Raw genomic sequence first — 21849 nt, forward strand, 5'->3', positions numbered from 1 at the left:
ACCTTTGTTTTGCTGGAGACAGGCATGAGCGCCGCTGACAAGAATCCGCTGCATGGCGTGACACTGGAAAACATCCTCACCGCGCTGGTGGCGCACTACCAATGGGACGGGCTGGGGCAGCGCATCGACCTGCGCTGTTTCAAGAGCGACCCGAGCATCAAGTCGAGCCTGACCTTCCTGCGCAAGACGCCGTGGGCCCGTGAGAAAGTCGAAAGCCTGTACCTGAAGATGCTGCGCGATATCAAACGCGGGCAGTAAGGCGATGACCGCGCGACACTGGACCGGCGCGGCGGCCTGCCTCGGCTGGTTCGGCCTGGCGATCCAGTTGTACCTGGTGCTGTGGGCGCGCTGGCAGGACCAGGCCAGCCTGTTGGGCGGGCTGGTCAATCTCTTCGGTTTTTTCACCGTGCTCAGCAATGTGCTGGTCGCCACCGTGCTGACCCAGGCGGCGTTCGGCCGTGAGTCGGCGGCGCGGCGTTTCTGGTTGTCGCCGTGGGTAGGTTCCGGCGTGTTGGTCAGTATTGTCTTCGTCGCTGTGGCCTACAGCCTGTTGCTGCGCCATCTCTGGCAGCCCGAGGGCTGGCAATGGCTGGCGGACGGCTTGCTGCACGACGTCATGCCGGCGTTGTTCGCGGTGTATTGGTGGCTGCGGGTGGAGAAGGGCGCGTTGCGGCTCAGGCATCTGGCGGCCTGGTTGCTGTACCCGCTGGGGTATTTCGGCTACGCGCTGTTGCGCGGCCATTGGGTCGGGTTTTACCCGTACCCGTTCATCGATGTGGCGACCTTGGGCTACCCCCAGGTAGTGCGCAATGCGCTGGCGATGCTCGGCGCGTTTATCGTCCTCGGCGTGTGTGTCATTGGTCTGGACCGCTGGCAGGGCAAGCGCCTGGCGCGAGCCAGGACGCAGCCCTGATTGACTTACGCCGTCACTCGTCGGCGGTGCCGTCCAGACGCCAGTAGGCGGCAGCCTTGAGGCGGTCTTCCGACACACCTTTTTCTTCCAGCAGCAGCGCCTTGGCCTTGCGGGTCAGGCCTTTTTCCAGCGCCACCCAGGCGTACAGTTCGCCTGGCGGCAGGCTCACCTCGGCCAATACATCCAGCACATTCTGCTTGTGCCGCTCGATCCAGATCACCTCGACCTCGGCCTTGCTCGGCAGCGGCTGGCGTTCTTGTGCGTCTTCAATTTCAACCAGCACCAGCACCTTGCGACCGGCTGATAATTCTTCCAGGCGGCGACCGATGGCCGGGATCGCGGTTTCATCGCCCACCAGCAGGTAGCTGTCGAAGATGTCCGGCACCACCAGCGAGCCGCGCGGGCCGGCGATGTTCAGTTTCTGGCCGGGCGCGGCCTGGGCGGCCCAGGTCGAGGCAGGGCCGTCGCCGTGGAGGACGAAGTCCAGGTCCAGCTCGTTGTTGGTCAGGTCGATGCGCCGCGGGGTGTATTCGCGCATGGTCGGCTTCACGCCTTCCTTGGGCAGGTCGACGGCGTCCATGGCCGCCTGTTCTTCGGCGTTGTTGGCGAACAGCAGTTTGACGTGGTCATCGCTGCCGAGGCTGATGAAGCCTTGCAGTTGCGCGCCGCCAAGGGTGATGCGGCGCATGCGCGGGGTCAGGTCGGTGACCCGCAGCACGGTCAACTGGCGGTGTTTGATCTCGTGCATGACGCGGTGGATGGTGTTTTCGCTCACAGTCATTCGGATGGCTCCTGGGAAGGGGAGGTTGCCGGGCCGGCAACGATGGCTTTCGCGGTTTGGTTGAGCAGGTTGCGCACCCGCTCGATTTCTTGTGGGTTCCAGCGCCCGCTGTGCATCTGCAGGGCATGGCGCAGGTTGTGAACGGCTTCGTGGATCTCCGGCGGACGGTCGTGCCCGCGCAGCGAGCGCTTGCTGACTTCGATGCGCATGCGCACGCCGTCGAGCGCCACGGCCTGATCTTCGAGGGATTGGCGCCCGGCGTCGGTGGCGCGGTAGAGCTTTTTGCTGCCGTCGATTTCGCCGCTGATCAGTTCGCTTTCTTCGAGAAAGGTCAGGGTCGGGTAGATCACGCCCGGGCTCGGGCTGTAGTTGCCGTCGAACAGGCTTTCGATCTGGCGGATAAGGTCGTAGCCGTGGCAGGGCTGCTCGGCGAGCATCGCCAACAGCAGCAGTTTCAGGTCACCCGGAGCGAAGACCCGGGGGCCGCGGTCGCCGCGTTCGCGACGGCGTTCGAAGCCCTCGGATTCGCGGGGGCCGTGGGGGAAATCGCGCATGAGGTTTCTCCTGTGTGCTTACGATATGTCTCAAGATATTACTCAAGATATATCTTATTGCAAGCGGGAGATTGGTTTGGTCAGGCCTCATGCGGCTTAAAAGGACGACGGAGAACTTAATTTGCCTGGGTAACACTCGACCCTGGCTCAGCCATCAGTGGCGGCGCGCAGAGGGTGTTGCCGCCCGGTTTCAGGTACGGCAGAAGAATCGGCGCCATGCCCTTGAGCACTTGCACCGGCAGCGCCGAAGTGAATTTGAACGCTTCGGCCGCCCGGCCCGGCACGAAGGCGGTGAGGGTGCCGAAGTGGTTCTCGCCCAGGTAGAACACGAAGGTCGCCGTGCGGTTCAGCGAACGCGAGCCGATCAGCCGGCCACCGGCGCCGAAGCTTTCGATGCGGTTGTCGCCGGTGCCGGTCTTGCCGCCCATGGTCAGCACGGTGCCGTCATCGAGCTTGAACGCCCCGGACACACGCCGCGCCGTACCGGCATCGACCACTTGCGACATCGCCCCGCGCAGGGCCTGCGCGACTTCCACCGAAAGCACCCGTTCGCCGCGGTCGGGGTCACCGGCCAGGCTGGTTTCGTAGGGGGTGCCCGCGGCGAAATGTAGCGTGTCGATCCGCAGCACCGGCAGGCGCACGCCATCGTTCTGGATGATCCCGACCAGTTCGGCGAGCGCTGCCGGGCGGTCGCCGGAGCTGCCGATGGCGGTCGCCAGCGATGGCACCAGGTGATCGAACGGGTAACCGACGCGTTTCCAGCGCGCATGGATATCGAGGAATGCCTCGACTTCCACCAGGGTGCGGATGCGGCTGTCGCGGGCGCCCTTGTGTTTGCTCTTGAACAGCCAGCCGTAGACTTCCTGGCGTTCGAAATGGCTGGCCAGCACCGCCTCCTGGAAGCTGGCGCCCGGGTGCTTGAGCAGGTAGCCGACCAGCCACAGGTCCAGCGGGTGGGACTTGGCGATAAAGCCCTGGTCAGGCAGGTCGTACTTGCCGGGGCCGTAGGCGAGGTACAGGTCTTCGAGGCGGCCATCGCTCAGCGGATCTTTCTTGCCGGCCAGCGGCTTGCTGACCAGGCCTTCTTTTTTCATGTGGGCACGGACGAAGGCGTTGAAGGTGCTCTGGTCCGCTTCGGGGAACAGGTAGCGGTGCACGGCGGCCAGGCGAATCGGGGTCGCCCGCAGGCCGTCGAGGAAGGTGTCGAGGCGTTCCTGCGAGGTTTTGCGCTGGTATTTTTTCCAGAACCGGCGAAGGAAATCGGTGCCTTCGCGGTCAGCGAAGCGCGCCAGGTATTCCTGACGCCGCGGCTCGGCATCGTCCTTCAGCAGCGCAGAACTGTTGCCCGGCGCCTGGTAAGTGCTGTAGCGCACCAGATCGCGCATCAGACGGATGAAGGGCAGGTTGATCGACTCGCGCAGGGCGTCTTTCAGCGTCGGAATACGACCGTTGTCTTCCTTGCGGAAGTTGTTGAACACATGCAGGCCGCCACCGGTGAAGAACGCCTCGCCGGGGCTGGCCGAATACTTGCGCTCCAGCGCGGCATCGAGCATCGCGGTGATGTTGCGGTCCTTGTTCTGGATCAGGTAGTCGATGGCCCAGCGGGTGATGAAGTCGACATCGGTCACTTCGACTTTCTTCAGTTCCGGCACAGACAGGCCGCCGTAGCGGTCATGCAGCTCGGAGATGATTTCCAGATAACTGGTCAGCACCCGCAGCTTGGCGGTGGAGCCCAGCTCCAGCTTGCTGCCTTCGTTGATGTCGAAGGGCTGGTCGGTGCTGTCGGTCTGTACCCGTACCCGCGAACCGTCGGCGGTGCGCTCCATCAGGGTGAAGCTGTAGCGCACCTGGGTGGTGCTGGTGGGGGTCAGCAAGCGCTCGCCGAACAGGCCCATTTTTTCGGCGAACGCCGGGTCGGCGAGGTTTTTCAGGTAATCACTGACCTGGGTCTGCAGGCCGGATTGCAGGGTGCTGGTGGCCGACAGATCCAGGCGGTCGAGGTCGTACAGCGGCCGCGCGAGCATGCTCGAAAGACGACTGCGGGCGACGCTGATGCCCTTGTTGGTGACGATCGGCACGATGGTCGGCTGCGCGACCCAGTCGCGGTAGATCGCCTTGCTCGCCAGGGCGGCGTCGGCCAGCGGCTGGTCGATGATGTTGTTCGCCGCCAGCAGGCGGACATGGCTGTCGGTCAGCACCGCCAGTTCATTGCGGCCCTTGGCCAGGAAGTGCGAAGGACGGCGCTGGGCGATCATCAACGAAAGTACCTGGCGCAGGGCCAGACCACGGGCGGCGAGGGTTTCCGGATCGGTTGCGGTGGAAGCCAGCAGGCGGTTGACCTCGGCGAAATCGGCGCCGTACCAGACGCGCAAGCCCTCGGCCATGCCGTGCACTTCACCGTGGCCGGGCACCGCCGAGAGCGGCACGCTGTTGAGGTAGTCGCGGACGATACGCTGGCGCGCTTCGAGGGTTTGCGGGCCGTCCTGGTAGGCGCGCACGCTGGCGGAAATCATCTGGCGGATCTTCTCGCCGCCAGACGCCGTCAGGCCGTCCGGCGAGTGGCGGTATTTCTCCAGTTGGGTGGCCAGGGTGCTGCCGCCCGCCGACTGGCCGGGCAGGGCGAGGTACTTGGCGATCTGGGTGTAGGCCGCTTTGGCGAAGCGCGGCCAGTCCACCGCCGGGTTGCCGTTGGGGTCGTTGGGATCGAGCAGGTCGCGGTTCTCGATGAACAGCAAGCTGTGCACCATCACCGGCGGAATAGAGGCGAAGTCCGGATAAAGGTGTTGCGGGTACTGGTACTGATAGAGCACATCGCCCTTGCAGTCGGTGATGCTCAGGCCGGCCTGAATTTTCTCGGTGTAGGGTACGAAAAAGCCGCGATCAACGTAGTTCATCAGTGCTGGAGAAAAGCGAGTCTGCTCCACCACCACGTAGTCCCGCTTCAGCAGGCGAGGAATGAATTCACCGAGAGCGCTGTAGCCCAGACGCTTATCGAACGGCCCTTCGCCGGGGTAGACCATGGCGTCGGTGGGGCCCTTGTGCATCGAATAGCTCAGGGTCGCGGCGAACTTGCTGAACTCGCGGGATTGCAGGCGCGAACTCTGCATTTCCTTGGTGGCGGCATAGCCCAGCAACGCCAGCGTGATCAGCACGATCAGGGCGATCAACCACCACAAATAGCGTAGGCGGGAGCGGCGAGGCGATGGCGTTTCTTCCGTGTTTTCTGCGGGGGCTAGGGTATTTCCGTGATCCGAGTGCCACTGTGCGCCCATAGTCTTAAGCCCGGTTTTGTCTTTTTCGTCTTGCTTGCCTGAAGCTTAGACGCTGACCGGAGGCGGTGAAAAAATTGTTGAGAGCTGTCAGTTAATTCCTAAAAACGAGTCAGAAATCATAGGTTTTGCGCGTCATATTGGCCGCCCTATTTTGGTGCCAAACTTCCCGCAATCAATGAGCGATCCGCGCTTTGTGGTGAAAGCCACTCCACAAAAGCCGTTCTGGCCGAGACTTCCCGCCAAATATGCCGCTGTTTACAGTGAAAACACCTGCATTCGCCTCCCTATACTGCTGGCCCTTTCGCTCTGCGGGCACCTTGACTGCCCGCGGACGGGCTCACCCACAAGGTCGAGCCCGGCGAGGCACCGCGTCCTGCCTACCGGCGATGCGCCTGCCTGCGTGATTGCTCATATCCAATAACAAAATGAGGTTGTATCTCCATGCCAGTCGGCAACCCTTCTCCTGCCGAGACCGTCCAGGGCGGTCCACTCAAACGGGAACTCGGCGAACGCCACATTCGCCTCATGGCCCTTGGCGCCTGCATCGGCGTCGGCCTGTTCCTCGGTTCGGCCAAGGCCATTGAAATGGCCGGCCCGGCGATCATGCTGTCCTACATCATTGGCGGCCTGGCGATCCTGGTGATCATGCGGGCGCTCGGCGAAATGGCCGTGCACAACCCGGTGGCCGGGTCCTTTAGCCGTTACGCACAAGATTATCTCGGCCCGCTGGCGGGCTTTCTGACCGGCTGGAACTACTGGTTCCTCTGGCTGGTGACCTGCGTCGCGGAAATCACCGCGGTGGCCATCTACATGGGCATCTGGTTCCCCGATGTACCGCGCTGGATCTGGGCCCTGGCGGCGCTGGGCAGCATGGGCGCGATCAACCTGATCGCGGTCAAGGCCTTCGGCGAGTTCGAATTCTGGTTCGCCCTGATCAAGATCGTCACCATCATCGCCATGGTCATCGGCGGCATCGGCGTCATCGCTTTTGGCTTCGGCAACGACGGTGTCGCGCTGGGCATTGGCAACCTGTGGAGCAACGGCGGCTTCATGCCCAACGGCGTGACCGGCGTGCTGATGTCGCTGCAAATGGTGATGTTCGCCTACCTCGGCGTGGAAATGATCGGCCTCACCGCCGGTGAAGCGCGCAACCCGCAGAAGACCATCCCCCAGGCCATCGGCTCGGTGTTCTGGCGCATCCTGCTGTTCTACGTCGGCGCGCTGTTCGTGATCCTGTCGATCTACCCGTGGAACGAAATCGGCAGCCAGGGCAGCCCGTTCGTGATGACGTTCGAGCGCCTGGGCATCAAGACCGCCGCCGGCATCATCAACTTCGTGGTGATCACCGCTGCGCTGTCGTCCTGCAACGGCGGCATCTTCAGCACCGGGCGCATGCTCTACAGCCTCGCGCAGAACGGCCAGGCCCCGGCCGCCTTCGCCCGCACCTCGCGCAACGGCGTGCCGCGCAATGCGCTGCTGCTGTCCATCGCCGCCTTGCTGCTGGGTGTGCTGGCCAACTATCTGGTGCCGGAAAAAGTCTTCGTCTGGGTGACCTCGATTGCCACCTTCGGCGCGATCTGGACCTGGGCGATGATCCTGCTGGCGCAACTGAAATTCCGCGCCGGCCTGAGCGACGCCGAGCGTGACCGCCTGCAATACCGCATGTGGCTGTGGCCGCTCAGCTCCTATCTGGCGCTGGCGTTCCTGGTGCTGGTGGTGGGCTTGATGGCGTACTTCGAAGACACCCGCGTGGCGCTGTATATCGGCCCGGCGTTCCTGGTGTTGCTGACGGCCCTGTATTACGGGTTCAAGCTGGCGCCGAAGGGTGAAGAAGGCGGGCTGGTACGCCCGACCTCATAACATCGAAAACCTGCAGGAGCGCGCTGGTCCCGGCGCTCCTGCACGGATCAGGCTGCGGGGGCCGGCACCACCCGCGTCAGCCGTTTGTTCCAGTCCAGCCACACCGCCAGCAGCATCATCAATCCCACCCCCACCAGTGCACTGAACACCTGCATCGACCAGTGTTCACCGCCCAGCGCGTTGGCCATGTCCGCCAGCGGCGCCAGCAGCACGCCGAAGCAGAACACTTCCAGCGAATACCGACCCATCCGGCAGCTTTGCCGCGCCAGCCAGTTTTCCAGCCATGCGCCTGCGGGCAGCAAACGTGCGGTGCAGTAGGCGAGGGCCAGGAAGTGCAGCAGCCGCGCCGGTGACAGGTTGGTCTTGCTGATCGGGTACAGCCACTCGGCCAGCACCTTCGGCATGAACGCGTCGTGCACGTCGGGCCAGCGCCACGACAAGGCGATCAGCGCACACAACAGCAAGTAGCCCGCCGCGACCATGAACAACGGCTGCCGCCAAACCGGCCGCAGCTCCGGCGTATGCTCGCGCTGGGAATGAATCGCCACCGCGCCGCCAAGAATGAACAGCAGTTGCCAGGCCAGCGGATTGAAGAACCACACCCCGCCTTCCTGCGCCGCCAGGTTCCACTGGAACATCGGCGCCATCAGGTACAGCGCCACCGAAAAGCCCACCACGTATTCCGCCCGGCGCAGCATCAACGGCAGCACCAGCGGCAGCCCGAGCAACAGCAGGATGTACAGCGGCAACGGGTCCATCAGGTTGGGTTTGAAGCGCAGCAGCAACTCGTCCACCAGCGCCTGCTGCGGATTGCCGAGGAAATAATAGAGGCCCATTTCCTCGATCATGTCGCGGGTTTCGACGTGGTTGTTGGCGACGAAGACAATGCCCATCAACAACACCAACAGGAAGATGTGCACCACATACAGGACCCAGGCGCGGCGCAGGATGCGCACGCACGCGACGACCCAGCCGTCGCGCAGCGCCACCTTGCCGTAGGCCAGCACCGCGGCGTAGCCGGCGAGGAAGACGAAGATTTCCGCTGCATCACTGAAGCCAAAATTGCGCACGGTGAGGTTGGCCAGCGGGTTGCCGGGGATGTGGTCCCAGAAGATGAAGACCAGCGCCAGCCCTCGAAAAAAGTCGATCCGGTGATCGCGCCCGTTAATCATGATGAAGGCTCTTGAAGAAGGGTGTTTCAGTAGAGGATCAGCGCAGGCGATCTGCGGTTCCGCGCCGCTGACCTTTGCCGATCAGTGGCGCGGAGGGTGGGGAGTTTTGCCGGATATTGCAACGACGGCGTGTTACCGAATGTCTCTCAGGCGGCCTCGGCGTTCGGCTCGAAACTGTCCGCCCGGGCCATCGCCCACATGTGCTGGTAGAACTCGCCGCTGACCTCGCCGCTGAGCAACTCGCCCGGCTTGAGGAATACATGCAGTTGCGAGAACAGCTTGATCTCGGTGGCGGACTTGCGCCGCACCAGATGTTTGGCCTCCAGTTGCGCCGGGTGGTCGAGGCCGGCGGCGGCGAGCATTTCGGCCAGGGCCTTGAGGGTGTTGCGGTGGAAGTTGAACACCCGCTGGGCCTTGTCCGGCACCACCAGGGCGCGCTGGCGCAGACCGTCCTGGGTGGCGACGCCGGTAGGGCACTTGTTGGTGTGGCAGCTTTGCGACTGGATGCAGCCGATGGCGAACATGAAGCCACGCGCGGCGTTGGCCCAGTCGGCGCCGATGGCCAGCACGCTGGCGATGTCGAAGGCGCTGACGATCTTGCCGCTGGCGCCGAGCTTGATCTTGTCGCGCAGGTTCAGCCCGACCAGGGTGTTGTGGACGAACAGCAGGCCTTCGCGCAGCGGCACGCCGATATGGTCGGTGAACTCCACTGGCGCCGCGCCGGTGCCGCCTTCCTTGCCGTCGACGACGATGAAGTCGGGCAGGATGCCGGTTTCCAGCATCGCCTTGGCGATGCCCATGAATTCCCACGGATGGCCCAGGCAGAACTTGAAGCCCACCGGTTTGCCGCCGGACAGTTCGCGCAGTTGAGCGATGAAATGCATCATCTCGATCGGCGTCGAAAAGGCGCTGTGCCGCGACGGCGAAACGCAGTCCTCGCCCATCATCACGCCGCGGGTCTCGGCGATTTCGTGGGTCACCTTGTGCTTGGGCAGGATGCCGCCGTGGCCGGGTTTGGCGCCCTGGCTCATCTTGATTTCGATCATCCGCACCTGCGGGTTGCGCGCCTGTTCGGCGAAGCGCTCGGGGTCGAAGCGGCCGTCGGCGGTGCGGCAGCCGAAATAGCCGCTGCCCAGTTCCCAGGTCAGGTCGCCGCCGTGTTCGCGGTGATAGGGGCTGATGCTGCCTTCGCCGGTGTCATGGGCGAAGTTGCCCAGCTTGGCGCCGAGGTTCAGCGCGCGGATGGCATTGGCGCTCAGCGAGCCGAAGCTCATCGCCGAGATATTGAACACCGACGCCGAATACGGCTGGGTGCATTGCGGCCCACCGACGATGACCCGGAACGCCGACGGATCGCTCAGCGGCGCCGGGCGCATGGAGTGGCCGATAAACTCGAAGCCGGACTGATAGACATCGATCAGCGTGCCGAACGGCTTGTCCGCCCCTTCGTTCTTGGCCCGCGCGTACACCAGCGAGCGCTGCGCGCGGGAGAACGGCAGGGCATCGCTGTCGGATTCCAGCAGGTACTGGCGGATCTCCGGACGAATACCTTCGACCAGGTAGCGGATATTGCCGAGGATCGGGTAGTTGCGGCGCACCGCATGGCGCTTCTGCAGCAGGTCGAACAGGCCGATCAGGCTGAGAATCGCAGTGGCGAGGGTGAAGGGCCAGAGCCATTCATGGTGCAGGAACGGCAGGCTGGCGAGGGTGAACAGGACGCAGGCGGCGAAAAAGGCGTAGCGGCTCAGAAGTGACAGGCTCATACGGTTTCCTTTGTATTGGCACGGTCAGGCAAGCCGTTAACCATATAGCCGATAAGGAAATGAAGCCAGTCAGGCGCCGCGAATCAACCGGTCGCGCAGCGCGGCATGATCCTCGTCCGCGACCTCCGGCCAGTACTGCACCGCCCCGGCCACCAACGCCGCGACCGGTAGGCCATCGCGGTACAGCAGCCGGTTGCCGGCCAGCGCCGGGACTTTGCTGCCGGGCAGCAAACTGCCGCTGAGGTTGAGCGGGTCGCTGCCGCTGACCGCCACCAGGCTGCCGTCCAGCGGACGCCGGCGCACCCCGCGCAGCACGGCGATGGCTTCCGGCAGGGCGAACTGTTCGCCGGCCAGGCCGCTGACGAAGCGGCCGCCACGGATTTCGCCGCGGGCTTCCAGGCGGTGGAAGGTGCGCAGCAGCTCGCGCCAGCTCGGCAGCCAGTCGGCTTCGCGCTCCAGCAGGCGCCAGAACACCACGCCGTAGCGGCGCAGCAAGGTCCGGGCGATGTGTTCGCGGACCGCTTCGCTGTCGTCGGACGCGGCACTGCGGCGCAGCAGCGACCAGCGCCCGGCGTCGTCCATGCCGCCGAACAGCGGCCCGCGTCCGCGCCGGCTGCTGTGGGCCTGGCGTTTGCTGGCGGGGGTGATCAGCGCGCGCAGGCCGGCGAAGCTGTCGGCGCTGACCAGCCCGGCCGCCACCAACTCTTGCAGGGCGGTTTCCAGTTCGGTGGGCAACAGGTGGGCGTCGTCGCGCAACTCGTCGAAGAACAGCGCACCGTGCTGGCTCAAGGCGCCGTGGACTTTCTGTGCCCGCGGCGACAGCGCTTCGAGGTCGAAGGGCTGACCGAGGCCCTGCCAGATCCCCAGGCAGCTGCGCGGCAGCAGCACCAGCGGCGTGCTGCGCAAGGTGCTGGCGGCGGCTTTGCCGCTGGGGGCCAGGCGCGCCCAGACGAATTTGCCGGCGCGACAGGCTTCGTCCAGCCAGCGCGGGCTGTAGTCGCCAAGGCGTGCGGGCAGCAGGTCGTTTTCCCAGGCGCCGGCCGCCGCCGCGTAGCCTTCGAATTGCTCCAGCACTTCGCCAAGGGCGGCGTTGCCTTGCAGGCGGCTGCCGCTGGACAGGTGCTGCCAGTCGAACAGGAACCGCATGAAGTCCTGCAGGCTGACCGGCTCGATTTCCCGGCGCAGGCGCTTGAGGGTGTAGCGGTGGATACGCGCTAGCAGGTGCCGTTCGCACCATTGCTCGCGGGGTTCATCGGGGTGGAACCGGCCGCGCATGACATAGCCTTCGCCTTCCAGGCGGGCGAGGGCCTGCTGGATGACGGCGAGGTTCAGGTGCAGCGGCGCGGCGATCTGTTCCGGGGTCAACGGGCCGAAACCGCTCAGCCGGGCGCGCAGCAGTTCCAGCACGGCGCTGTCTTCATCCATCGCGGCATCGAAGCCTGGCAGCGGCGCCACGGCGGGTTGCAGTTCGGCCTGCGGATACACCGCCAGCAGCCCATTCAGGCGCTCGCGGGCAAGCCACACACCGGCGCCGTCCGCCAGTTGCAGGTGGCAGGCGCGGCCGCTTTCGGCGAGGGCGTCCAGCCACTGCGCCCAGTCGGGATTGGTGGCCACTTCCGCGTCGTTGATCGCCGCGAGGCTCATCAGCGCTTCATGCATTTCGTCGCTGTTGCCCGGTGCCGGCCAGGCTTCCAGCGCGACGGCGGCGATGGCATCGCGGTCGAGGGCGCCCAGTTCATCAGCGCTTTGCGGCTCGCTCCAGCGCCGGTTGAGCACGGCCTGGGTGCGCCGCTCTTCCAGCGGGGCGTCGTCAAGGAAGGTGTAGGGACGGGCATTGAGGATCGCCGCCGCCAGCGGCGACGGCGCGGGCAGGTCGCGGCAGATCAGGCGGATGCCGCCCGCTTCGATGCGCCGCAACAGGGCCAGCCAGCCGTCGGCGTCCATGGCCTCGTGCAGGCAATCATCGAGGGTTTGTTCCACCAGCGGGTGCTCCGGCACTTCGCGCTCGCCGGCGAGGTTTTCCAGGCAGGCCAGTTGATCGGGAAACACCGCGGCGGTCAGGTCTTCGCTGCGCATGCGCTGGATCTGCGGGGCGATTCGCTTGCCGCCGGCAAAGCGCGGCAGGGCCAGGGCGACCCCGGCGTTCCAGCGCCAGCGCACGCCGAACAGCGGCGCGTCGAGCACCGCCTGGATCAGCACCTGTTCGGCGCTGGCGCTGGGCAAAAAGCGCCAGACGTCTTCCAGCGGAAAACTGTGGCCCGCCGACAGCGAAAGAATGATCGCGTCTTCGCTGGCCGCCGCCTGCAATTCGAAGTTGAAGGTGCGGCAGAAGCGCTTGCGCAGGGCCAGGCCCCAGGCGCGGTTGATGCGGCTGCCGAACGGCGAATGAATGATCAGTTGGGTGCCGCCGGATTCGTCGAAAAACCGCTCCATCACCAGGGTGTCCTGGGACGGCAGGGCGCCGAGGACCTGGCGGGTCCGGCCGAGGTAATCGAACAGTTGCGCGGCGCTGTCCGCGCCGAGGCCGAGGGTTGCGGCGAGCCAGTCCAGCAGGGGTTGTTCGCGGCCCTGGTGGTCTTGCAGGCAGTAGTCGATTTCGCCTTGCAGGCGGGCCACGGCGCGGGACAGTTCATCGCTGCGCCCCGGTGCTTCGCCGAGCCAGAAGGGGATGTTCGGCGGCAGGCCCTGGGCATCCTCGACCCGCACCTTGCCCGGCTCGACGCGGAGGATGCGGTACGAGGCGTTGCCGAGCTGGAAGATATCGCCGGCGATGCTTTCCACGGCGAAGTCTTCGTTGACGCTGCCGATGTTCAGCGCCTGCGGCTCCAGCATCACCGCGTAGTCGGCGTTGTCGGGGATGGTCCCGCCGCTGGTCAGGGCGGTCAGTTGGCTGCCGCGCCGGCCACGCAATTCGCCGCTCACGGCGTCGCGGTGCAGGTAGGCGCCGCGCACACCCTGGCGACCGCTGTAGCCCTCGGTGAGCATGCGCAGCAGCGCTTGATAATGTGCTTCGTCGAGTTCGGCGTAGGGCCGGGCGCGCCGGAAACAGTCCAGCAGCGCGTGTTCCGGCCACGGCTGGCAACTGACCTCGGCGATGATCTGCTGGGCCAGGACATCCAGCGGCGCCTTCGGTACATGCAGTTCGTCCAGCTCGCCGCGGCGCACGCAGTCGAGCAGGGCGACGCATTCGATCAAATCGTCGCGGGTGGTGGCGAACAGTCGGCCCTTGGGCGTGCCTTCGACCTGGTGGCCGGAGCGGCCGACGCGCTGCAAAAACGCCGCGATGGAGCCGGGCGAGCCGATCTGGCAGACCAGTTCCACCTCGCCGATATCGATGCCCAGTTCCAGCGACGCGGTGGCCACCAGCACTTGCAGCTCGCCGCGCTTGAGGCGCTGTTCGGCGTCCAGCCGCGCCTCTTTCGCCAGGCTGCCGTGGTGCGCCGCCACCGCTTCGCGGCCCAGCCGTTCGCTCAGGTGCCGGGCGAGGCGCTCGGCCAGTCGCCGGGTGTTGACGAACACCAGGGTGGTGCGGTGTTCGCGGGCCAGTACCGCAAGGCGGTCGTAGACGCGCTCCCAGACATCGTTGGCCATCACCGCGCCGAGGGGCTGCGGCGGGACTTCGATGGCCAGGTCGCGCTGGCGCGCATGGCCGATGTCGACCACCGCGCAGGAGCGTCCCGTGCCCACCAGATAGTCCGCCACACGTTCCACCGGCCGCTGCGTTGCGGACAGGCCGATGCGTCGCAACGGCCTGCCGCACAGGGATTCAAGACGCTCCAGGGTCAGGCTCAGATGGCTGCCGCGTTTGTTGCCGGCGATGGCGTGGATTTCATCGACGATCACCGTGTGCACGGTCGCCAGCCCCTTGCGCCCGGACTCCGAGCCGAGCAGCACATACAGCGACTCGGGCGTGGTCACCAGGATGTGCGGCGCTTGCCGGCGCATGGCGCTGCGTTCTTTCTGCGGGGTGTCGCCGGTGCGCACGGCGGTGCGGATGGCGGGAACCGGCAGACCGAGCTGCTCCAGTTCGGCACTGATGCCGGCCAGCGGATTCTGCAGATTGATCTGGATATCGTTGGACAGCGCCTTGAGTGGCGAGACGTAGACCACCCGGGTTTCATCCGGCAACTGGCCGTCGTTGGCCAGGCCCTGTTCGAACAGCTCGTCGAGCACGGCGAGAAAGGCGGTGAGGGTCTTGCCGGAACCGGTCGGCGCCGCCACCAGCAGCGATTCACCGTTGCGGATCAGCGGCCAGGCCTGCGCCTGCGCGGCCGTCACCGTGGGGAAATGGCGGCGAAACCAGTGGCGGACAGCCGGGTGGAAGAGGTCCAGCACCGGATGGTTGTGGGCGGGCAGATTCATTCGCTGTTTATGCGTCCTCTATCCGATGCTTGCAAGGTGCCACTGGTCAGTTGCGGCATGACCGTGGGATCCTTGCCGGCCTTTTTTCCGCTGTGAGCTGTCGCCATGAGCAAGACCATCCGCATCGCCGCCGCCCTGTTGATCGACCCGCGCGGGCACACCCTGCTGGTGCGCAAGCGCGGCACGCAGGCGTTCATGCAGCCGGGCGGCAAGATCGAGGCGGGCGAGGCGCCGGTGGCGGCCTTGGCGCGGGAGTTGTTCGAAGAACTGGGGCTGCGCATCGATCAGGAGCAGGCCGGCTATCTCGGCAACTTCAGCGCACCGGCCGCCAATGAGCCGGGCTTCGAAGTGGTGTGCGAGCTGTTCCGCGTCGACACCGCTGAGACCGTGGTGCCAGCGGCGGAAATCGAGGAAGCCCTGTGGGTGGATGCCGAGGCGGCCGAGCGGCTGGTGTTGGCGCCATTGACGCGGGACCTGATCCTGCCGCTCTACCGAGGCGTTTGACTGGGCGGGGCGCCTTACCTGACCACACTCACCCCGTCGAGGGTGGAGAACGAGGTGTCCTTGGCGGTCAGCAGGAAGTCGCGCATGTACGGTGCGTCCAGCATGTCGGTGCGGATCGCGGCGTACAGCGTGGCGAACAGGCCTTTGTCGCCCAGGCGCTTGCCCTTCACATAACCCCGCGAGCTGTATTCGTGCAGCGCCCAGTGCGGCATGCCGCAGACGCCGCGGCCGCTGGCCACCAGTTGCATCATCATCACCGTCAGTTCCGCCGTGCGCACCTGCCCCGGTTCGACATCGGCCGGCTCGAGGAAGCGGGTGAAGATGTCCAGGCGGTCGCGCTCCACCGGGTAGGTGATCAGGGTTTCCGTGGCCAGGTCTTCCGGCACCACATAGGGTTTGCTCGCCAGTGGATGCTGGTTGGCTACCGCCAGCATGGCTTCGTAAGTGAACAGCGGAACGTAGGTGATCCCGGCCAGGTCCACCGGGTCGGACGTCACCACCAGGTCGAGGTCGCCGCGGGCCAGGGCCGGCAGCGGGGCGAAGGCGAAGCCCGAGGCCAGGTCCAGTTCGACTTCCGGCCAGGCATCGCGGAACTGGTCGATGGTCGGCATCAGCCACTGGAAGCAACTGTGGCACTCGATCGCCATGTGCAAACGCCCGGCGGTGCCGCCTGCCAGCCGGGCGATGTCGCGCTCGGCGCCGCGCAGCAGCGGCAGGGTGGCGTCGGCCAGTTGCAGCAGGCGCAGGCCGGCGCTGGTGAAACGGATCGGTTTGGTCTTGCGCACGAACAATTGCATGCCCAGGCGCTCTTCCAGTTCCTTGAACTGGTGCGAGAGCGCCGATTGGGTCAGGTGCAGGCGGTCAGCGGCGTCGACCAGGCTGTCGGCCTCGCGCAAGGCGTGCAGGGTTTTCAGGTGGCGGATTTCGAGCACCCGGCTTCTCCATGAGTAATATTTGAGTGAAAGTCGAATTGGTTGAGTTTGTCTCATGATGAGCAGGCTGTCGACCACAACGTTGTAGACGCCAGCAAGCCGGACCGCTCTGCAACGGTCCGGCTTCGGGTTTTGGCGATGTGCCGTCGATCAGTCGAACAGCGCGGCAAAGTGCTTCTGCGCCAGCACCTTGCCGATATCTCCGCGCCAGATCCGCTCCGCCGACTCGCCTTGGCCTTGTTGCCATTGCAGACCACGGCGGCGTTGTTCAGGAATCTTCAGATGGGCCTTGGCGAAGCTGGCGAACCCCGGATTCGCCGAGGTGTAGTGAAAGTGCGCGTACCACAGGGGGCACGGTGGGATGCGGGTCAGGTCGCGTATTTCGTACTCCAGCAGGTATTCGGCACGGCCCTCGGCGCGCTTGGGCATTTGAGTCATTTCGCCGACCTTGATGATGTCCACCGACTGGTGCTCCAGCAGGTAGTCCAGCATCCCTTCGCTCGGGGTCTTGCTCGCCAGCGTCTGACGGATGCGCAGTTCCCGTCCTTGTGTCACCAGCTCATCCGCCTTGGCCCGGAGTGTGTCGAGCAGCGGCGCCTGCGGGTCCTGTTCGGCGATGAGCGTGGCGCGGGTGCGAAGCTCGCCGGCTTCGCTGACCAGCAGGTGTTCCAGGTCTACCGGCAACATGTTCTGGCGGGCGTAACCCTGCACCTTGGCGGTGTAGGCGGGGAGGTTGTCCAGGCGCTCCCGGGCTTCGCGCATGAGTTGCTTGAGGTCACTGGGCGCGCTCGCGGGCGCGGGCCTTGGATTTTCCAGGCGCCAGCGGCCTTGCGGGCCTTCGACATAGATTTCGGTGTTGTTGTTGATCCCGGGAATGGTCATGCGCCGCTGCCTGTCGGCATGCTCCTCGATCCCCATCAACACTTGGTTGTCCTCGGTTTCGAACAGTCGACGCGCGGGTTGCGCCGGGCCGGGTTGGCGCGTCTGCGTCGGGAATGCGGACTTCTTTCTCCAGCGTTCGGCCAGTTCAGTGATATGGCGCAGGCCTTCCAGGAACGGCTCGACATGGGGCTGATCGAAGAATTGCGGGTAGCTGGCGTTCCAGGCCAGAAAGTCGCGGTGATAGTTCTGGTAGGTTGCGTGGCAGTCCTGAAGTACGCGCTCGCGCTGGGTCGCACTGGCGCGCACCTCCGTCAGGTGGAGCTGGTTGTTCAGTGCACGGTCAAGCCGGCTCCGGCTTCCTGCGATCCCCCGTTGGAGCAGGATCCAGGAAACATCGATGGCGGCTTCGTAGCGGTTGACGATTTCCAGGTAGTTGCCGACCTTAAGGAGCTCGGTGGTGGCCTGGCTGAATTTCTGCTGCACGACTTCTACGTCTTCCTGCACGTTGGCACGCTGTTCGGCCACGGTGATGCGCTTGTTCCAGGCCTCGACCTCTTGCATCACCCTGCTGGTTTCGTCCAGCTTCTTCACCAGTTTCAGGCGCACCTGTTTGCGTTGTTGCAAGAGCAGCAGGTGGCGCTGGATGTCCATGACGGGGGTGGTTTCTATCTCGCTGCCAATCGCATCGATTCGCTCCAGATGCGCCAGCGCCTTGGGTTTGATGATGTTCAGCTCGTTGAGCCTGCGATCGACCTGCAGCCAGGCAACGCGGCTTTGCAGCCCTTTCAGTCGGGTCCGATTGTTGCCGGTGCTCAACTGGACCAGTGCCTCGAGGTCGGGGTACAGCTCGGTGGCGATTTCTCTTTCCTTCAGGTAGCGGGCGCGCAATTCGATGGTCAGCGCGTTGCGCGCCTCCGGGTCGACTGTCTGGTTGAAGCGGTTCTGCTGCGCCTGGGTGCCCGAGTTGAGGTTTTGCAGTTCGTACAGCCTCCGGTCGGCGCTGATTTTGAGGGCTTGCTGGCGACGCAGGACCGGGTCGGTCCACCAGCGTGGCAGGTGTCGGCGGATGGCCGCGGGCCACAGCGGGTCGGCGAATTCGGCCAAATGCCCCAGCGCGGCGCCGCCCCCGGCTGCGGGGCTGATGATATTGACGCCATAGAGCGCGCCGTGCGTGTCCCAGTTGCCAAAACCGTCGAGGGCGACCGGCTGTTTGTACGCGGAGTTGGCTTTGCCGGTCAGGCGCCAGGTATGCCGGCTTGCATCGAATATCACCGGATAGACCCGGCCGCTGTTGAGGATGAACGTGCCTTCGGTGTGGCGGTAGATACCGCGATAGATACCCTCGGTGCCTGGCGTCAGGCCGACCAGTGACAGTTCCCCCGCGTATTCGTAGCCGCTGAAGCGATCCACGGCGGTACGTCGCCGCCCGCCCGGCGCGGCATGCAAGTGGCCGCTGGCGACCAGTTGTTTCAGTTGCCGTTGGTGGATCCGCGCACGTGCCGGGCCGGGTTTGAGGCTAGCGCCGGGGAGCAGGTCCATGGCGGCGTCGATCAGCGATTGCAGGAGCGATTCAAGCGCCTCCAGGCCCTCGGCGACCTGGTTGTGGAGAAAGGCCGCCACGGCCCGGTTGGCGCTGGTCCAGGCGTCATAGAGTGCGATCACCGTGCCCGCGAAAGGCAGCACGCCCAGCGCCATTTTGATGTAGTCGAAAACCCTCCCGCTCTCCAGCGCGGCCAGCTCCAGGCGCAGTTCCCGGTTGGAGCGCGAGGTGCTGCGGTGGGCCTGGATCAGGCGGCCCAGGTGCGCGTTGAGTTGCAGCGCCGCCAGCGAAGTGGTGGCCGGCCAGGCCTGCTCGATACCGATCAAGCCGTCGAAATGACGAACGCAGGCCTCGTTGATACGGCTGACGTGGTAGTCCACCTCGCCCTCCAGCGCCCGGTCGGCCAGGTACGCCGCGATGCTGCTGTCGAACGCCAGGTTGAACAGCGCGATGCGCGCACTTTCCAGGCTGTCGTATTGGCGCAGGAAGATCGCGTCAGGGCAGTCAGGCAAATACAGCAGGGTCAGGCCGCTGACGCTTTCGTGGATGAACGTCACGCCGGACAGCGTCGTATTGCGATCGCCGGTGTCCTCACCGCCCGGCATCAGCATCGCCGGCAACAGGCTGACGCGTTTGCCGCCGGTATTGAACGCTTCGCTTGAACTGGCATCGATGGTCAGCGACAGGAGCTCATGCCCGGCCTGGGTGATATGGCGCTGGTGCCGGGCCGCTTCGCCGCGAATCGCCAGCATCAGCCGGATAGGCGCCAGCAAGCATTCCTGCCGGTATTGCTGATGGAAAAGGGGCGCGTCCACGGCGCCCAGCAAGGCATCGCGAATGCGTTGCTCGTAGCGCCCGGCGAGGTCCAGTTCGCTGACGAAGCGGCGCAGGTATATGGCATCCAGGCCGGAGGCGAGCGTGGACTGGTCAGCGGAGTCGCCCTCCGTGAGTACCAGCCCCATGAACTGCAGGCGGTTGGACATGCTGTGGTCGATGTTGCCCAGGGCCAGTTCCTGGAGGCTTATCAGGCTTCTGCTTTTACTGGGTTTGAGGACGAGCGTGAGCGGCGTCCCCGGGGCGCCTGATCCTGCAATCGCTTCCCTCACGAACTGGGTCGAATCGGGCAAGTCGAGATGAACCTGCACGGCGCTGCCCAGGGCGAAATCGCGGATCAGGCGGGCCGTGACCTGTCGCGTGGCGAAGTCCTCGCGGCGGGGAAGTTCGCGTTCCAGCAAGGCCTGGGAGCGTCGCGCGGCAGGTACGCAAGCCTTGATCAGGGCCCTGAATGACTGACGTTCGGAAGGCGCCAACTGACGCAGCCATTCGGGTTGTCCGCGGTTCAGGGCCAGGGATCGGTTTTGTTCAAGGAAGCGCTCATAGGCCAGGTCGCGAGCGGTATTGACCGGGACGTTCAGTTCATCGAGGACTGTGCGCCGCAGTTCCTCCCGTGCGCTCTGGTACTGCGCTTCATCGTTTGCGGCAAAGCGCTGGCGCAGTTCGAGCGCGGCCTGTTCGCAAGCGGCCAGTTGGCGTTGCAGGCCATAGTCGAACGCGTCCCCGGCCAAGGGCGTGAGCAGCAGCTTGCGGGCGTCGTCGCTTGCCGACAGCTTGAAGAATTCGCGCTCCAGCGCCGTCACTGAAGCGAACTGCTGCAAGCCGCCCGCGCTGCCAGGCCAGAACAGCAGCAGCGGGCGGTCAGCCACGACGGTGTTGGCCTCGGTGCCGTGGGCGATGACCAGCACACCGTCCAGCGGTTGTGAGGTGATCTGTTGGTCGTCGCCGGTCATTTGCAGGGTCAGCGCGGCCGCAACCACCGGGATGCCGCGCTGCGCCGCAGTGGGTGAGCGGAGCAGCGCTTCGAGCATGTGCCACTCGTCGTCGCCGAGCTGTTTCATGGCGTGCTGGACAGCGGCCTCGGCGCGCAGGCCGTCCTGGCGCGCCTGTTTCAGGTCGGCGTAGGCGTCCTGGGCCCGGCTGCGCAATTCGTGTAGCCAGGCGGTGTCGAGTAACGAAGAGGCCGCGCTGTCGGCGCGGCTCTGCGCCATTGACAGGGCATTGAGTGTTTCTCTGAGTGATTGCAGTGTTGGCGAATCAGGGTCGTCCTGCTCGCCTGCCAGGGCTTCGAAGGCCCGCAGTTGCTGTTTGACCATGCCCAGGCGGGTGCTGAGCGCGATGTCCTGGTACAGGTTGCCAAAGTCGGTGTGGCGAGGGGATTCGCCATCGTCGGCAGCGTTGGCCAGCGAGTGAAACAGCGGCGGTTCGGCGAACAGGGTGTTGCTCGCTCGCGCGTTGTCGTAGGCGTCGACGGCGGCAAGGGGGGCGCTCGCGGTGGCCGCCGGCTCGGCGTCGCTGTTTTGTTGCAGGGAAGCGAGATAGCCAGCCCGCAGATGCCCCATCAATTGCCGGAAGGCGGCATCCAGCGGCGCGTCCTGGACTTGGTAGTCGATGGTGTTGCGCGGTCGCAGGTCGTTGCTGGTGTAGGACCACAGCAGGCGCTGGCGGTGCAGAAGCTCGCTTTCCATCGCTGCCCGATCGGCAAACACCTGTAGCGCGGGGGTGTACGACGGCAGGTAGAGCACGTGGTCGGTGCCCTCGCTGGCGACGGTGATGACCAGCGCGCCCGGCAGCCTGAGCCTGCTGCCATCGGCCAGAACCAGTTGCAGCGTCTCGAAACCGCTGGACACGGCCGGTGTATCGGGGCGCGGAAGCGCCGTTTGTAGCACTTGCCACTGGCGTGCGGTCAGCGTGCCATCGGCCACGGCGAGATCGCAGGCCGCCTGGAAGTGCGCGTGATACTGCCGCGCCGCCCAACTGCGCCGGGACAGCGGGGTGCCGGGCGCCCGGCCATTCCAGTAGACGATCCACTGTCTGTTGAGGCTGCTGCTGAGTTCCAGGGTCTTGAGTGTCTCCAGCAGCGCCGTTGGCGACAGGCCATGCAGCGGGTGATCCGCGGGCAGGCCAAAGACGTCACTGGCCTGGTTCAGGGTCGGGTCCAGCGGAAACTGCAGGACGAATACGGCGGCTTCATCAAGGCACAGGCGCTGCCCGGTGTGGAAGCGCAGGCCGGCAAGGTCGCTGTCCAGGCCCCAACGCTCGGTGATCTGTTGCCTGATCGCGCCACGGATTGCGGGAAGCTCGCTGAACAGCTCGAGCATGTGCTTACGGCATTCGTGCCAACGCGCCGAGGCGCTGGAAAACAGGTTTTCATCGTGGGGGAGGGGGGCGTCGAGATTCTGTTCAAAAGCGAAGTCGATCACGGTCAAGGTGTCGACGTGGTCTGGGGCGGGCATCGGGTTTACCTCGGGCTCGGCGAA

General features: G+C 65.2%; 12 protein-coding genes. 4 read left to right on the forward strand and 8 right to left on the reverse strand.

All coding sequences use genetic code 11. The annotated features are described in order from the left end of the window. Nucleotides 1-24 precede the first annotated feature (24 nt). Together CKW37_RS06535 and CKW37_RS06540 are read left to right on the forward strand one after the other, a co-directional pair. Entirely contained in the window at nt 25-258 is a 234-nt protein-coding gene (locus CKW37_RS06535; protein ID WP_095154862.1) for a VF530 family DNA-binding protein, read from the forward strand. A gap of 4 nt (nt 259-262) precedes the next feature. Beyond that, nucleotides 263-913 carry a Pr6Pr family membrane protein gene (locus CKW37_RS06540; protein ID WP_095154863.1) on the forward strand — a complete coding sequence of 217 codons (651 nt, stop codon included), beginning with the start codon at nt 263-265 and terminating at the stop codon, nt 911-913. 13 nt (nt 914-926) lie between these two features. Here the strand turns inward: CKW37_RS06540 and CKW37_RS06545 are convergent, their stop codons facing one another. The 3 genes from CKW37_RS06545 to CKW37_RS06555 all read right to left on the reverse strand — a co-directional run bounded on the left by CKW37_RS06545 (nt 927) and on the right by CKW37_RS06555 (nt 5520). Beyond that, on the reverse strand, nt 927-1694 hold the full coding sequence (locus CKW37_RS06545; RefSeq protein ID WP_095154864.1) for a siderophore-interacting protein: 768 nt from the start codon (nt 1692-1694) through the stop codon (nt 927-929). Then, nucleotides 1691-2248, reverse strand: coding sequence for a PadR family transcriptional regulator (locus tag CKW37_RS06550; protein ID WP_095154865.1), 558 nt, complete (start codon nt 2246-2248; stop codon nt 1691-1693). Before CKW37_RS06550 ends, CKW37_RS06545 begins: the two co-directional genes overlap by 4 nt. 116 nt (nt 2249-2364) lie before the next feature. Continuing rightward, nucleotides 2365-5520 carry a transglycosylase domain-containing protein gene (locus tag CKW37_RS06555; RefSeq protein WP_095154866.1) on the reverse strand — a complete coding sequence of 1052 codons (3156 nt, stop codon included), beginning with the start codon at nt 5518-5520 and terminating at the stop codon, nt 2365-2367. 441 nt (nt 5521-5961) lie between these two features. Between CKW37_RS06555 and CKW37_RS06560 the strand changes: the two genes are divergently transcribed. Continuing rightward, a complete protein-coding gene (locus CKW37_RS06560) occupies nt 5962-7380 on the forward strand; it encodes an amino acid permease (protein ID WP_095154867.1) in 1419 nt (472 codons plus the stop codon). Between the two features lie 47 nt (nt 7381-7427). Here the strand turns inward: CKW37_RS06560 and CKW37_RS06565 are convergent, their stop codons facing one another. The 3 genes from CKW37_RS06565 to CKW37_RS06575 all read right to left on the reverse strand — a co-directional run bounded on the left by CKW37_RS06565 (nt 7428) and on the right by CKW37_RS06575 (nt 14677). Further along, the gene (locus CKW37_RS06565) at nt 7428-8552 is read right to left on the reverse strand and encodes an OpgC family protein (RefSeq protein WP_095154868.1); all 1125 of its coding nucleotides are present in this window, start codon (nt 8550-8552) and stop codon (nt 7428-7430) included. A gap of 146 nt (nt 8553-8698) precedes the next feature. Then, on the reverse strand, nt 8699-10315 hold the full coding sequence (locus CKW37_RS06570) for an FMN-binding glutamate synthase family protein (protein WP_095154869.1): 1617 nt from the start codon (nt 10313-10315) through the stop codon (nt 8699-8701). A gap of 69 nt (nt 10316-10384) precedes the next feature. Beyond that, nucleotides 10385-14677, reverse strand: a complete 4293-nt coding sequence (locus tag CKW37_RS06575) for a DEAD/DEAH box helicase (protein ID WP_095154870.1) — start codon at nt 14675-14677, stop codon at nt 10385-10387. Nucleotides 14678-14782: 105 nt separating this feature from the next. Between CKW37_RS06575 and CKW37_RS06580 the strand changes: the two genes are divergently transcribed. Then, nucleotides 14783-15181 (forward strand): NUDIX domain-containing protein, encoded by a 399-nt coding sequence (locus CKW37_RS06580; protein WP_095154871.1) that lies wholly within the window; start codon nt 14783-14785, stop codon nt 15179-15181. Nucleotides 15182-15195: 14 nt separating this feature from the next. Here the strand turns inward: CKW37_RS06580 and metR are convergent, their stop codons facing one another. Then, nucleotides 15196-16113, reverse strand: coding sequence for a transcriptional regulator MetR (gene metR / locus CKW37_RS06585; RefSeq protein ID WP_095154872.1), 918 nt, complete (start codon nt 16111-16113; stop codon nt 15196-15198). A 150-nt stretch (nt 16114-16263) separates the two neighbouring features. Next, entirely contained in the window at nt 16264-21825 is a 5562-nt protein-coding gene (locus CKW37_RS06590) for a dermonecrotic toxin domain-containing protein (protein WP_095154873.1), read from the reverse strand. Between the last annotated feature and the right edge of the window lie 24 nt (nt 21826-21849).

The sequence above is a fragment of the Pseudomonas sp. Irchel 3E13 genome (assembly GCF_900187455.1).
Classification (GTDB): domain Bacteria; phylum Pseudomonadota; class Gammaproteobacteria; order Pseudomonadales; family Pseudomonadaceae; genus Aquipseudomonas.

Excerpts from the sequence above, each read along its gene's own strand:
- CKW37_RS06535 (WP_095154862.1), top strand. The coding sequence starts at position 25 with ATGAGCGCCGCTGACAAGAATCCGCTGCATGGCGTGACACTGGAAAAC.
- CKW37_RS06540 (WP_095154863.1), top strand. The coding sequence starts at position 263 with ATGACCGCGCGACACTGGACCGGCGCGGCGGCCTGCCTCGGCTGGTTC.
- CKW37_RS06545 (WP_095154864.1), bottom strand. The coding sequence starts at position 1,694 with ATGACTGTGAGCGAAAACACCATCCACCGCGTCATGCACGAGATCAAA.
- CKW37_RS06550 (WP_095154865.1), bottom strand. The coding sequence starts at position 2,248 with ATGCGCGATTTCCCCCACGGCCCCCGCGAATCCGAGGGCTTCGAACGC.
- CKW37_RS06555 (WP_095154866.1), bottom strand. The coding sequence starts at position 5,520 with ATGGGCGCACAGTGGCACTCGGATCACGGAAATACCCTAGCCCCCGCA.
- CKW37_RS06560 (WP_095154867.1), top strand. The coding sequence starts at position 5,962 with ATGCCAGTCGGCAACCCTTCTCCTGCCGAGACCGTCCAGGGCGGTCCA.
- CKW37_RS06565 (WP_095154868.1), bottom strand. The coding sequence starts at position 8,552 with ATGATTAACGGGCGCGATCACCGGATCGACTTTTTTCGAGGGCTGGCG.
- CKW37_RS06570 (WP_095154869.1), bottom strand. The coding sequence starts at position 10,315 with ATGAGCCTGTCACTTCTGAGCCGCTACGCCTTTTTCGCCGCCTGCGTC.
- CKW37_RS06575 (WP_095154870.1), bottom strand. The coding sequence starts at position 14,677 with ATGAATCTGCCCGCCCACAACCATCCGGTGCTGGACCTCTTCCACCCG.
- CKW37_RS06580 (WP_095154871.1), top strand. The coding sequence starts at position 14,783 with ATGAGCAAGACCATCCGCATCGCCGCCGCCCTGTTGATCGACCCGCGC.
- CKW37_RS06590 (WP_095154873.1), bottom strand. The coding sequence starts at position 21,825 with ATGCCCGCCCCAGACCACGTCGACACCTTGACCGTGATCGACTTCGCT.